The sequence below is a fragment of the Nocardioides sp. YJ-D4 genome, assembly GCF_054031495.1.
In genome coordinates this window covers 4,987,476-5,000,581 of the sequence record NZ_CM132932.1, presented here as the reverse complement: position 1 = coordinate 5,000,581, position 13,106 = coordinate 4,987,476, and the positions used below count along the sequence as shown (strand labels likewise).

General features: G+C 69.7%; 10 protein-coding genes. 9 read left to right on the top strand and 1 reads right to left on the bottom strand.

Going from position 1 to position 13,106, the window contains the following annotated elements:
* Nucleotides 1–13: 13 nt before the first annotated feature.
* The 6 genes from ACW14X_RS23910 (at nucleotide 14) to ACW14X_RS23885 (ending at nucleotide 9,595) form a co-directional block, all read left to right on the top strand.
* Nucleotides 14–1,018, top strand: a complete 1,005-nt coding sequence (locus tag ACW14X_RS23910) for a LacI family DNA-binding transcriptional regulator (RefSeq protein WP_160028586.1) — start codon at nucleotides 14–16, stop codon at nucleotides 1,016–1,018.
* An 89-nt stretch (nucleotides 1,019–1,107) separates the two neighbouring features.
* Nucleotides 1,108–2,364 carry an ABC transporter substrate-binding protein gene (locus ACW14X_RS23905; RefSeq protein WP_457163549.1) on the top strand — a complete coding sequence of 419 codons (1,257 nt, stop codon included), beginning with the start codon at nucleotides 1,108–1,110 and terminating at the stop codon, nucleotides 2,362–2,364.
* A gap of 35 nt (nucleotides 2,365–2,399) precedes the next feature.
* Nucleotides 2,400–3,365 carry a carbohydrate ABC transporter permease gene (locus ACW14X_RS23900; RefSeq protein WP_350842215.1) on the top strand — a complete coding sequence of 322 codons (966 nt, stop codon included), beginning with the start codon at nucleotides 2,400–2,402 and terminating at the stop codon, nucleotides 3,363–3,365.
* Between the two features lies 1 nt (nucleotide 3,366).
* The gene (locus ACW14X_RS23895) at nucleotides 3,367–4,203 is read left to right on the top strand and encodes a carbohydrate ABC transporter permease (RefSeq protein ID WP_457163548.1); all 837 of its coding nucleotides are present in this window, start codon (nucleotides 3,367–3,369) and stop codon (nucleotides 4,201–4,203) included.
* 14 nt (nucleotides 4,204–4,217) lie between these two features.
* Entirely contained in the window at nucleotides 4,218–5,936 is a 1,719-nt protein-coding gene (locus ACW14X_RS23890; protein ID WP_457163547.1) for an amylo-alpha-1,6-glucosidase, read from the top strand.
* A gap of 23 nt (nucleotides 5,937–5,959) precedes the next feature.
* On the top strand, nucleotides 5,960–9,595 hold the full coding sequence (locus ACW14X_RS23885; RefSeq protein ID WP_457163546.1) for a LamG-like jellyroll fold domain-containing protein: 3,636 nt from the start codon (nucleotides 5,960–5,962) through the stop codon (nucleotides 9,593–9,595).
* A gap of 40 nt (nucleotides 9,596–9,635) precedes the next feature.
* Here the strand turns inward: ACW14X_RS23885 and ACW14X_RS23880 are convergent, their stop codons facing one another.
* Complete coding sequence (locus ACW14X_RS23880; protein ID WP_457163545.1) at nucleotides 9,636–10,400, bottom strand: siderophore-interacting protein; 765 nt, start codon at nucleotides 10,398–10,400, stop codon at nucleotides 9,636–9,638.
* A 79-nt stretch (nucleotides 10,401–10,479) separates the two neighbouring features.
* On the opposite strand from ACW14X_RS23880, the gene ACW14X_RS23875 reads away from it, so the two are divergent.
* The 3 genes from ACW14X_RS23875 (at nucleotide 10,480) to ACW14X_RS23865 (ending at nucleotide 13,105) form a co-directional block, all read left to right on the top strand.
* Nucleotides 10,480–11,604: a glutamate-cysteine ligase family protein gene (locus tag ACW14X_RS23875; protein WP_457163544.1), complete on the top strand. Its 1,125-nt coding sequence runs from the start codon at nucleotides 10,480–10,482 to the stop codon at nucleotides 11,602–11,604.
* The gene (locus tag ACW14X_RS23870; RefSeq protein WP_457163543.1) at nucleotides 11,601–12,557 is read left to right on the top strand and encodes an NAD(P)/FAD-dependent oxidoreductase; all 957 of its coding nucleotides are present in this window, start codon (nucleotides 11,601–11,603) and stop codon (nucleotides 12,555–12,557) included. The genes ACW14X_RS23875 and ACW14X_RS23870 overlap by 4 nt, the downstream gene beginning before the upstream one ends.
* 92 nt (nucleotides 12,558–12,649) lie before the next feature.
* Nucleotides 12,650–13,105 (top strand): peroxiredoxin family protein, encoded by a 456-nt coding sequence (locus tag ACW14X_RS23865; RefSeq protein WP_457163542.1) that lies wholly within the window; start codon nucleotides 12,650–12,652, stop codon nucleotides 13,103–13,105.
* Nucleotide 13,106: the final 1 nt, after the last annotated feature.

Below are 13,106 nucleotides of genomic sequence, written 5' to 3'. Positions count from 1 at the left end.
GTCAGGTAGCGAGTTGGCCACCATCCAAGACGTAGCGCGGCACGCGGGCGTCTCGCGGAGCACCGTCTCCTACGCCCTCTCCGGCAAGCGCACGATCTCGACCGAGACGCGAGAGCGGATCGAGCAGGCCATCCGCGAGCTCGGCTTCACACCGAACGCCGGCGCACGCGCACTGGCCACCTCGCAGACGATGGTGCTCGGGCTGCTGCTCCAGTTCCACGAGGACGAGTTCGCGCCGGCCATGCTGCAGTACGTCCTGCCGATCTCCATGCGAGCCCGTGAGCTCGGTTACGACATCCTGATGGTGACCGACCCCGACGGCCCCGCCGCGATCCACCGGATCGCGGACTCCCGCATGGTCGACGGCATCGTGCTCCTCGACGTGACCGCCGAGGACCCCCGCCTCGAGGCGCTGAGAGCGGTCCGCAAGCCCGGCGTGCTGCTCGGCCTCGCCCGCGACACCGCCGGCCTGGACTTCGTCGACCTCGACTTCGGCGAGGCGGCCAGGATGCTCGTCGACCATCTGCACGAGCGCGATCACCGCGAGCTGATCCTGATCGCGCCGCCACACCACGTGGTCGAACGCGGTGGGACGTACGCCTGGCGGTTCCGCGACGCGGCCGTCGAGCGCGCGGCGCGACACGGCATCCAGATCCACTGCTACCACGGCGAGTCGCGTCAGCCCGCGATCGGCGAATCGGTCAACCGCATCCTCGACGCACACCCGACCGCGACCGGCCTGATCGTCCACAACGACGCGACGGTCGCCGCGCTGCCCTCGATCCTGAGCGACCGCGGGGTTCGGGTCCCCGAGGACCTCAGCGTGGTCAGCCTCTACTCGCGGGACTTCGGCGAGGAGTTCTCGCTCCCCTACACAGCCGTGGACTCGGCCGCGGACGAACTCGGACGCCAGGCGGTGTCCCGGCTGATCGGCCGGGTCACCGACCCGGCCACGGCCGGACCACCGATCGTCCGGTTCGTCACCCCGGTGCTCCGCGACCGCGGCAGCACCAGCTGACACCACCGCCGGGATCGTACGGAGCGCCTCGTCACGCCCACTGTCGAACCGGTTCAACAACTCCACGCAATGATGCGAAAGGACACGAGATGAACAGCACCCCCCACCAAGGCCGCCCCCACGGTCGTACGGCCGCCCTCCTCACCGCGGCTGCCCTGACCATGTCTCTGGCGGCGTGCGGCTCCTCGGACGAGTCGGGCGAGGTCACCGAGATCGGGTTCTGGGACCCCTACCCGCAGTACGACGACAGCTCGGACTGGGCCAAGTACGTCCAGTCGTGCGCGCCGGAGGGCACCACCATCAAGCGCACCGCCGCTCCGAACACCGACCTGATCAACAACCTCACGACGGCTGTCCGCGAGGACAACGCACCCAACGTGGTGTTCCTCGACAACCCGGCGATGCCCGAGGCCTCGGCCTCCGGCCTGCTGGTCCCCATCGACGAGGTCGGCCTCGAGGCGACCGACGCCGATGCCAACCTCGCCGGCCCCGGCACCGTCGACGGCGAGACGTACGGCGTCCCCGTCGGCGCCAACACCCTCGGCCTCTACTACAACGAGAAGGTCCTCGCCGACGCCGGCGTCGACCCGGCGAGCATCACCGACTGGGCGAGCCTGAACGCCGCGCTGAAGAAGGTGACTGGGGCCGGTCACCAGGGCATCACGTTCGCGGGCGTCCCCGGCGAGGAGGGCACCTTCCAGTTCCTGCCCTGGTTCTGGGGATCCGGCGCCGACCTGTCCGACCTCGGCTCTGCCGACGCCATCGAGGCGGGCCAGCTCGTCTCGGACTGGATCGGCCAGGGGTACGCCCCCAAGTCGGCCATCACCGACAACCAGTCCGCGTCCTGGGACCTGTTTCTCACCGGCGACTACGCGTTCGCCGAGAACGGCTCCTGGTTCGCCCAGGCAGCGACCGAGCAGAAGTTCCCCGTCAAGATGATGCCCATCCCGAGCCAGGACGGCGGCGCAGCGCCGGTGCCGACCGGCGGCGAGTTCGGCGTGGTGCCGCTGCACAAGGAGAACAGCGACGCCCACTACGCCGCCGCGAAGGAGGTGCTCGACTGCCTGCTCAGCTCGGAGACGCAGGTCGAGACCGACGACATGCTCGGCTACTTCACCGCCGCCGAGACCACTCGCGAGCAGCAGATCGCCTCCACGGAGCACTACCAGCCGTGGGCGGAGGCCATCTCCAGCGCACAGGGCCGGACCACCGACCTCGGCACCGGCTACCTCGCGACGTCTGCCGCGTTGTCGAAGGCCGAGCAGGCCGCGCTCAACGCCGCCGGCGACGCCGGTGAGGTCGAGGACGCGTTCGCGACCGCGGCACAGGAAGCCCAGGGCAACTGACCCGCGCCCGGATCCCGGAGAACGGACAGAGAACAGTGACCAGGATTCCCGCAGTCTCGACGTTGGAGCGCCGGACGGCACCGGAGACGGTGCCGGCCGCGGCGCCCCCGCCCCGACGCCGACATCACCGCAGCCGCTGGGCCGGCGTGGCGTTCGTCGCGCCGCTGGTGACGTACCTTGTGGTCTTCTACGCCTACCCGCTGGTCGAGAACGTGTCGATGAGCCTGCACCGCTTCACCCGGGCGACGTACGTCACCGGCGAAGCGCCCTTCGCCGGGACCGACATCTACCGCGAGGTGCTCACCGCGCCGCAGTTCTGGCCGATCATGCAGCAGACCGCGATCTTCGTGGTCGGCTCCCTGGTCTTCCAGTACGTCATCGGGCTGGCGCTCGCGACGTACTTCCATCGCCACTTCCCGCTGTCGGTGCTCCTGCGTGGGCTCTTCCTGGTCCCGTGGCTGCTCCCGATCATCGTCTCGGCGACGACATGGCAGTGGATGATGGACGCGGACTCGGGCATCGTCAACCGGTTCCTCGGCGCTTTCGGCATCGACTCGGTCTGGTGGCTGAGCGCCGACAACTCGCTGTGGGCCGTGATGATCGCGAACATCTGGCTCGGGATCCCGTTCAACCTGGTCATCCTCTACTCCGGGCTGCAGAACATATCGGCCGAACTCTACGAGGCGGCAGCTCTCGACGGCGCCGGCCCGTGGCGCCGGTTCTGGTCGATCACGTTCCCGCTGCTGCGGCCGGTCAGCGCGATCACGCTGCTTCTCGGCTTCGTCTACACGCTCAAGGTCGTCGACATCATCTGGATCATGACCGCCGGCGCCGGGTCGTCCCAGACGCTGGCGACCTGGGCGTACGGGATGGCGTTCGGGAAGGGCACCTCGGCAGTCATCGAGTACTCCCAGGCGTCCGTCGTCGGCACGATCCTGCTGCTCGTCGCCCTGCTCATGGGTCTCGTCTATCTCGCCGTGCAGCGCAAGGAGGAGGCCTGAGATGCACACCTCGACTCCGACAGCACGGACCGCCTCGGCCTGGGTGAAGACCGTCATCGGCCTCGTCCTCACCGCACTGATGCTGTTCCCGCTCTACTGGATGGTCAACGTCTCGCTGACCCAGCGCGACGCCATCCGCAGCGGCGGCCTGTTCCCGAAGTCGTTCACCCTCGACCACTACCGGGTGGTGCTGCAGGATCAGCTGCCGTATCTCGGGACGAGCCTGATCATCGGCATCGGGACGGTCGCGCTCACGCTGCTCGTCTCAGCCCCGGCGGGCTACGCGATGTCGTCGCTGTTCGTCCCGGGCCGGCGGGTGCTCAACTTCTGCCTCATCGTGGCGCAGATGGTCCCCGGCGTCGTGATGGCGCTGGGCTTCTACACCGTCTACACCGACCTCGGGATCCTCGACACCGTGCCCGGCCTGATCGTCGCCGACTCCACGATCGCGATCCCGTTCGGCGTCATGCTGTTCTCCGCGTTCATGGCCGGCATCCCACGGGACCTCCTCCACGCCGCGGCCATCGACGGTGCGAGCCCCTGGAAGACCTTCACCCAGGTCGTCCTGCCGATCTCGCGCAACTCGGCGGTGACCGTCTCGCTGTTCGCCTTCCTGTGGGCGTGGTCGGACTTCATCTTCGCCTCCACCCTCAACCGCGAGGGCGGCTCGCTGCGCCCGATCACGATGGGGCTCTACGACTACATCGGCTCCCAGAACCAGGAGTGGGGCCCGCTGATGGCGACCGCTGTCGTCGCCTCGATCCCCACCGCCATCCTGCTCGTCGTCGCCCAGCGGTACGTCGCCGCCGGCGTGACGGCGGGCGCCGTCAAGGACTGAAGGACACCCCACGCATGCCGCTGCACGACACCTCGACCGAGGCCGCCTTCGACCTCCGGGAGATCCCGTTCTCCCGGCGCGGCTCCTGGCTCGACCTCTCCCCCGTTGTCGCCCTGCACACCCGCACCGACACGATCCACCTCGTCTCCCACCGCAACGGGTTCCACGGCGTGCTCGCGCTGCGTCCGGAGCGCGACGGCCTGCCGGCCGAGACGACCTGGTCCGCGGACCCCGCGGTCCTGACCTGGGCGCGCGAGGACGGCCGAGTCGAGGCGGCCTTCGCCGGCCCGGACGCCGTACGCCTCCGCGGCTCCGGCCTCGCGCTGCGGCTCGGCGATGCCGCTGCCGGGCTCACCCCGTTCACCGGAACCTATCTGTTCACCGACCCGAGCGACGGCGCCGCCGTCTTCACCAGCTACGAGACCGGCCACCGCTACCGCGTCACCGTGCTGCGCGGGGAGCACTCGATCGAGGGCTCCGAGGCACTGGGCGAGGCGACGAGGTCGATCCTGCTCGGAAGCGACGGCGGCGACTGGGAGGCCGAGGTACGCGAGGCGACCTCGCAGCAGACAGCGCCGGCGGAGGCAGCGACCTTCGAGGAGGTCGTCGCGGACTCGACGGCGGATTTCGCCGCCTACCTCGACGACCTCGCCCCGTGGCGTGACGCGCGCACGCCGGCGGCCGCACTGGCGGCGTACGTCCTGTGGTCGGCGACGGTCGCCCCCAGCGGTCTGCTGGGTCGGGAGTCGGTGCTGATGTCCAAGCACTGGATGGACAAGCTGTGGAGCTGGGACCACTGCTTCAACGCGATGGCGCTCGCCCCAGGCCGTCCGGACGCCGCGCTCGACCAGTTCCTCGCCCCGTTCGACCACCAGGACGACCACGGTGCACTGCCCGACTCGGTGACGCACACCGAGGTCCTCTACAACTACGTCAAGCCCCCGATCCACGGCTGGGCGCTGAGCCGGCTGCGCGCGACCTCGGCACGGGCCCTCGACCCCGATGAGCTCGAGCGCATCCACGACGGCCTGGTCCGCTGGAGCAGGTTCTGGCTCGACTCCCGGCGACGGCCGGGCCACGACCTGCCCTACTACCAGCACGGCAACGACAGCGGGTGGGACAACTCCACGACGTTCGACCTCGACCGGGTCGTCGAGTCACCCGACCTCACCGCGTTCCTCGCGGTCCAGCTCGAGGTCCTCGCCGACCTCGCCGACGAGCTCGGCCACCCCTCGGCCAGCTGGCGCAAGATCGGCGACGAGCTCGTCCGTACGCTGGTCGACCAGCTCTGGACGGGCGCCGAGTTCGTCGCCGTGGGGGCGCTCTCGGGCCGCCGGAGCACAGGGTCCAGCCTGCTGAACCTGCTGCCGCTGGTGCTCGGGGACCGGCTCCCGTCCGACATCCGTACGACGATGGCGGACCGGCTCGGCGATCACCTGACCGACTACGGACCCGCCACCGAGCCGGTCTCCTCGCCCAGCTACCAGGACGACGGCTACTGGCGAGGCCCGATCTGGGCGCCGTCGACCGCGCTCATCGAGGACGGCCTGCGCCGAAGCGGGTTCCCGGCCGTCGCCGACGTCGTCAGCGAGCGGTTCAGGGCACTGTGCGAGAAGTCCGGCTTCGCCGAGAACTTCGACGCTCGCACCGGCGCGGGACTGCGTGACCGCGCCTACACCTGGACCGCCGCGGTCTACCTCCTCTTCGCCGCCGATCACGTTCGGCGGTCGTGACCCCACAACAGAAGGAGCTACCGATGAGATCACCCTTCACGTCCACACCACCCAGGACGGCCACCGCGGCCGCGGCCGCCGCGGTCGCCGCCGTCGCGCTGGCAGCACCCGGCGTGGTCCCACGCGCCGGTGCCGCCGAGGTCACCGTGCCCGATCCGGTCGTCCACTACGCCTTCGACGACGACCCGGCCGGCGGGACGGTCGCCGACGACTCCGGCAACGGGCTCGACGGCACCTTGGTGAACGGCGGCACCGCCGACACCGTCCCCGGAGACGGCGGCGGCCAGGCTCTTCACCTCCCCGGCGGGCCGTCCACGTCGGACGGCGCCTACGTCACCCTCCCCAAGGGCGTCCTCGAGGGACGCACCGACCTCACGGTCACCGCGCGGGTGAGCTGGGACGGAGGCGGCGGCTCCTGGCAGCGGATCCTCGACCTGGGCAAGGACACCAGTCGCTACCTGTTCCTCACCCCGTCGAACGGGTCGGTGCTGCGTACGGCGGCCGTGGCGGGAGCCGGCGCCGAGGCGACCAACTCGGGCTACGCCCCGCTCCCGGAGAAGTCCTGGCACACCCTCGCCGTCACCCTGGACACCGAGTCGGACCGGCTCACCACCTACCTCGACGGCGCAGCCGTCGCGGCCACCAGCACGAAGATCACCGCCTCCGATCTCGTCGTCGGCGCGTCCACGAGCGGGTTCCTCGGCAGGTCGATGTTCCCCGCCGACAATCTGTTCGGCGGCTCGATCGACGACGTGACGGTCTACGGGGCGGCACTCACCCCGGAGCAGCTCGGCCAGGCCACCGGAGTCACCCCTCCGACGATCGTCGAGCCGACCGAGACGTCCTTCGACGTCTACACCGACGTCGGAACGGAGCCGGACCTGCCGGCCACGGTACGGGCCACGTTCAGTGACAGCTACGACCGCGACGTACCGATCACCTGGGAGGAGGTGGATCCGGCGAAGTACGCGGACCGCGGCAGGTTCACGGTGGCCGGGACCGCCGCCGGGCGGCCGGTCTCGGCCGAGGTGACCGTCCGCTACGAGAACCAGGTCGACATCGACCTGGCCGAGCCCACCGGCGACGTCATGGGTGGCGCGTCCGGGACGCTCTACGGGGTCTACGGCAATGATCTTCCCTCGAGCAACCTGATCGACGGGATCAACCTACGTACGGTGTCGACCAAGGCCCAGGACGGTCCGCAGCACCCGGGCGCGGACGCCCTCGAGGTGCTCGAGCCGCTCGTGGACGGCTCCGGCGGGGACGTCTACATCTACATGACCGACATCTACCGCGGGTTCCCCTACCAGTGGCCGGGCGATACCCCGCAGGCCAAGCTGGACGACTTCAAGGCCAAGATCAGGACCCAGGTCGAGCAGGTCAAGGCGCTGCCGGAGAAGTACCGCAGCCACGTCGTCTTCGTGCCGTTCAACGAGCCCGAGGGCAACATGTTCGGCACCGGCGAGTGGAGCTACAACAGGGTCAGCTGGCTCAACGACCCGCAGCACTACTTCAAGGCCTGGGACGAGGTCCACGCCCTCATCAGGAGCGAGCTCCCCGACGCCCGGATCGCCGGTCCGAACACGAGCATCCTCTACGACCAGGTGCAGGGCTTCATGAAGCACGCGCTGGCCAACGACACGATGCCGGACGTGATCACCTGGCATGAGCTGAGCAACCCGGCCTCGATCCGGACCAACGTGGCTAGGTTCCGCGGGTGGGAGGACACGATCTACCAGGGCACCCCGTACGCGGGGAAGCATCTGCCGATCAACATCAACGAGTACGCGTTCAACTACCACACCTCGGTCCCGGGTCAGATGATCCAGTGGGTCTCGGCGCTCGAGGACAGCAAGGTCGACGGCGACATCGCCTACTGGAACATCGACGGGAACCTGTCCGACTCCGCCGTCGAGGCCAACAAGGCCAACGGGCAGTGGTGGCTGCTGAACGCCTACAGCCAGATGACGGGCCAGACGGTCAAGCTCACCCCGCCGCGCCCGAACGAGAGCTACACGCTGCAGGGCGTCGCGGCCCTCGACCGCGATCGACGACGGGCCGAGGCGATCATCGGGGGCGCCGACGGGGAGTCCTACGTCGACTTCGACGGGGTCGACCCGACGACGTTCGGGTCCAGCGTGCACGTCGCCGTCAAGGAGATCGGCTGGTCGGGTCAGCTCGGCGACAACAGCGGCCCGGCCGAGGTCGCGGAGATGAACCTCCGGGTCAGTGACGGCGGTGTCGGGTTCTGGTTCGGCAAGGACGGCGTCCCCGCCCTCTCGGCCGAGTCCGCCTACCAGATCATCGTCACGCCCGGCGCCAACGCGACGGCCGAGGCCGCGCCGCCGCAGCTGTGGCGAGCGACGTACGAGGCCGAGGACGCCGCGCACTCTGGCTCGGGCTACTCCCGCAACGGGCCCGAGGGCAGCCCCTCCAACCTGGGCGGCTTCTACACGTCGAACTCGTACAACGTCGGCGGCATCCGCACCGACTCGAACGTGAAGCTCGATTTCGCCGTAGACGTGCCGAAGGACGGGACGTACGACCTGAGCGTGTTCGCGAACTCTCTGAACACCTACGGCCTGGTCAAGGACCAGGGTCCGACCAACGCCTTCATCACGGTCGACGGCAAGCAGGAGCAGGAGATCCATCTGCCACTCGGCTACAAGTGGGTCGTGTGGGACCACGCCGACACGACGGTCGACCTGACCGCCGGGAAGCACACGATCTCGATCGCGGCGCGGAGCCTCGACGGCACCGAACGCACCCGAGGAGACGCGATCATCGACAAGATCGACCTCTCCTTGTCGAACCCTGCCGCCACGCAACGCACCTACGAGGGTGAGGACGCGACGCTCACCGACGGAGCACGGGCCGACTACTCGAAGGCCGGGGTGTCCGGGTCCGGCGCCGCAGACCTCGCCCGGGGGACGGCGACGTTCTGGGTCTACTCCCCCGACGACGGCGAGCACCGCCTCCGGTTCGACACCCTCGGGTCCGGGCGGATCCGGCTGGCCCTGAACGGACAGAACCTCGGCGTCGTCACCCGGCCGGTGTCGCGAGACGTGTTCCTCTCCGGCGGCATCAACAAGATCACCCTGACCGCGGAGCAGGGCCGGCTGCTGGTCGACCGGTTCCGTGTCGGTCCGTCGGCGAGCACGCTGAGATCGGTGACCACCCAGGCCGAGGACGGCGCGCTGAACGGCTCGGCGAAGGTCGCGTCCTACTCGCTCGCCGACGGCGGCAAGGCGGTCACCGGTGTCGGCGGCGACCCTGGCAACGGCAACACGCTGACGCTGACCACCACGGCACCTCGGGCCGGGACGTACGCGATCACGGTGCGCTACTCCAACGGCGAGCAGTCACCCGCCTCGCACTACAACCCGGACCCACTGGCCCGGCACGCCGACGTCAGCGTCAACGGCGAGAAGGCCCGCCGGGTCTGGTTCCCGCACAGCTTCCACGACAACGGCTTCTGGACGTTGACGTTCTACGCAGAGCTGAAGGCGGGCGAGAACACGCTGTCCTTCCGCTCCGAGGAGCTGCCGGACTGGAACGGTGAGACCTACATCTCCGACCGCTATCCGGAGCTGGGTCTTCGGTCACCGTGGGCCCCGAACCTCGACCGGATCACGGTGACACCGCTGGCCGCGGACTGAGTACGCCGCGGCCGCCCACCCGGGCGGCCGCGGCTCCGTCTCAGCGGGCTGAGTGTGCGACCTCGCGGTCAGCAGCCTGGCTGCGCTTCCACGTACGGAAGCTGTCCTCGTTGTTCCCGCGGCGCCAGTAGCCGGAGATCGACAGGTCGCCGCGCGGCACTCCGCGATCGCGCAGCAGGTAGGGGCGGATCCGCTGCATCGTGACCTCGGCCTCGCCGTGCACGAAGGCGTGCACCCTGCCGAGCAGCCAGGGCAGCTCGCGGACGACGACCTCCAGAGGCGGGTCGATGGTGGCGTCCAACCAGCGCACCTCGACCCCGGCCGGCGCCTCGACCTGCTGGAGATGCTCCGCGGAGGGCACCTCGATCACGGCAGAGCCGACGGCGTCGGCGGGCAGCGCCGCCAGCGCCGCCCGGATCGCGGGCAGACCGGACTCATCGCCGACGAGCAGGTGCCAGTCGGCGGCCGGGTCCGGAGCGTACGTCCCGCCCGGTCCACGCACGGTGAGCACGTCACCGGGGCCGGCGGTCGCGGCCCACCGGCCGGCGACGCCCTCGTCGCCGTGGTGCACGAAGTCGATGGCCAGAGTGCCCTCGGCGACCGAGGGGTCCAGCGCCGTGTAGGTGCGGCAGACGGTCGAGCCGTCGCCGACCGGGATCTCCAGACGCACGAACCGGTCGGTGCAGACGCTGCCCTCGAACGCGGAGAGGTCCTCGGCGCGGAGGTGGACGCGGGTCATCCCAGCACTGAGACGCCGGGTCGAGGTGACCACGACCCTCGTCTCCGGCTTTGTCTCCGGCTTCACCGCGCGAAACATGAGGGGAGCCTAACCTAATTTCCGAGAAATGCGGATGATGGCCCGCGCACTGCCCTAGAGTTGCGCCGTGCTCTACTCCGCCGGGTTCGAGTTCGAGTATGCCCTGGTGACGGAGTCACCCGACGTAGGCGCGGGCACGTTTCGCGACATGGGCACCTTCCACGACTTCGTGGATCTCGACTTCGACACCCTCCAACGCGCCCTTGCCGACGGCTCCGGGACCACCGACGAGGACCTCGTCCGCGGTGACCTGGGGATCAAGAGCGGCTACTGGTACCTCGAGGGCGACGAGCGGTTCGACGCCGACGGCACCTTCACGACGATGCTGGTCAAGGGGGTGGAGATCCGCACCCCGGTCTGCTCGAGCACCACCGAGGCCGCCGACCGGCTGATCGATCTCCAGGACGACATCTCCAAGCGCCTCGCCTCCATCGGCCTGCAGCTGGGCATCGTCGGCTTCAACCCGGTCCGGGAGGCGTACGTCCTCGACCCGCCGCTCAACGAGTGGGAGCGGACGATGCGGGCCGAGCATCGTGAGTACGACCACGCCGAGGTCTCCAACCTGAGCTACGGCCCCGACATCAACCTCTCCTTTCCCTGGTTCTCTGCGGAGCAGGTCGTCGAGGTGACCCGCCGGCTGACCCACTACAGCCCCTTCATGGTGCCGTTCAGCTTCAGCTCGCCCTTCCACGCCGGCCGGGCGTGGCGCGGCCCCAGCAAGCGCACCTACGAGCGCACCTGGCGACGCGTGGCGGCGCGCTGCTTCGTCGAGCCGCCCGCCGGCGTCGAGCCCACCATGGTCCACCCGCCGCGGATCCCGCGGGAGGAGGGACGCATCGAGTTCAAGGCCTACGACGCCTTCCTCTCCCGAGAGCTGCTGCTCGCCGGCGCGGCACTGACGCTCGGCGTCTGCCTCGCCGACGACCTTCCCGGGCTGGCCGACAAGCCCAGTCGCGACCTCCACCAGCGGGCCGCGACCGCGGGGTTCACCGACCCGGAGATCGCCGCCGGTGCCCGTGAGGTGCTCACCGCGGCCCGCCGGGCGCTCACCGAACGTGCTGGCATGCGGCACGAAGTCGGCCACCTCGCCTGTCTGGACCAGTTGCTCAGCCAGGAACGGACGCCAGCCGATAGCCTTCTGGACGCATATTCGCGTACCGGCCTGATGTACCACCCGGAAGGACTTCGTTGACTGATCTGCCCGCCGACCTGACCGCTGAACATCTCGCAGAGGCCGACGTGGCGATCTGCGGAGCAGGCCCGATCGGCGCCGCGACGGCCATCTTCCTGGCCCGGCCCGGCCTGCGGGTGGTCCTCATCGACCACGACCCCGCCGACGACCCCGCCCATGTCGCGACCTACCGCTATGCGGGCGGCAGCATCCGGTGGACGTGGCCCGACCCGGTCAAGCGGGAGATGACGACCCAGACCGAGCAGTTCATCCGCGGCGCCGCGGACGGCGCGGAGCTGGACATGATCGAGAACACCTACCACCTGCTGCACACCGGAGAGCACATCCCCGCGCTCAACGTCTCCGCGACCGGGCTCGTCGGCATGCTCCGCGACCAGGCGCAGGAAGCGGGAGCGACGTTGGTCGACGCGCTCGTCACCGGCGTACGCCCTGACGGGAGCGGTCATGTGGTCGAGACCTCGCGCGGCGCGATCCGTGCCCGCCGGGTCCTGGGCGCGATGGGCGCGGCGAACGCCTCGGTGTTCCCGCAGGTCAGCGCGGAGGCCGAGAAGCGCCAGCTGTTCGTGCTCGACCTCCCGGTTCCGCCCGAACGGGAGCAGCTGCCTCACACGATCGTGCCGATCGGCGACGGCTTCGGCTACGTCTTCGTGAAGCTCATCGACGGCCGGCTGCGCGTCGTCGTCGGGCAGGAGGACATCGTCGAGGACGAGGACACCTCAGGCCCCGTCGACCACTGGAAGGAGATCCTCGACAGCGGGCTCGCCACGACGCTCCCCTGGCTCCGCGACGCCCGCGTCGACGACATCCTCTGGGGTGTCGACACCGCACAGAAGACGCTGGTGGTCGACGAGCCCAGCCCAGGCGTCCTCGTCGCCAACTGCGGCAGCGCCATCCGCTCCGCGGCCTGGCTGGGACGTACGCTCGCCGAGCGGCTCGCGCTCGAGACCACCTGATCATCGGCCGCGGCCGAGGTGAATCCTTTTGCCCGCTGGACCACTCCTGTCTGCGATAGCCCGCGCCGCGGGCAGAACAGAGAGGAACACACGTGACCGAGGTAGGAAGCACGATCGAGGACACCTCCGTGCGGCTGAGCGACGGCACGGCGGCCGATCTCCTCGGGGAGGGCCTCAGGGGCACGCTCGTCTACTTCATGCGAGCCACCACCTGCATGATGTGCAACGCCCACGTACGAACCCTCACGTCCAACGCCACGGACTTCCGCGACCGGGGCGTACGGGTCCTGATCGCCGTCCCCGAGGAAGCCACCACGGCCCAGGCGTGGGCGGACCGGCGGCAGATCCCGTTCCCTGTCGTCCCCGGCCTCCACGGTGACCTCGGCCTCGCCCGCCGCCTGCTCGGCTCGATGATGCAGTCCGGAACCATCGTCATGGACGCAGCCGGCCGGGTCACGTACGCCGACATCGTCGCGATGCCCACCGGCGGCTACCGTCACCGCGACGTACTCGCCGCGCTCGACGCGCTGCCTCAACGCGCGGGGTGAT

Excerpts from the sequence above, each read along its gene's own strand:
- ACW14X_RS23905 (WP_457163549.1), top strand. The coding sequence starts at position 1,108 with ATGAACAGCACCCCCCACCAAGGCCGCCCCCACGGTCGTACGGCCGCC.
- ACW14X_RS23895 (WP_457163548.1), top strand. The coding sequence starts at position 3,367 with ATGCACACCTCGACTCCGACAGCACGGACCGCCTCGGCCTGGGTGAAG.
- ACW14X_RS23890 (WP_457163547.1), top strand. The coding sequence starts at position 4,218 with ATGCCGCTGCACGACACCTCGACCGAGGCCGCCTTCGACCTCCGGGAG.
- ACW14X_RS23885 (WP_457163546.1), top strand. The coding sequence starts at position 5,960 with ATGAGATCACCCTTCACGTCCACACCACCCAGGACGGCCACCGCGGCC.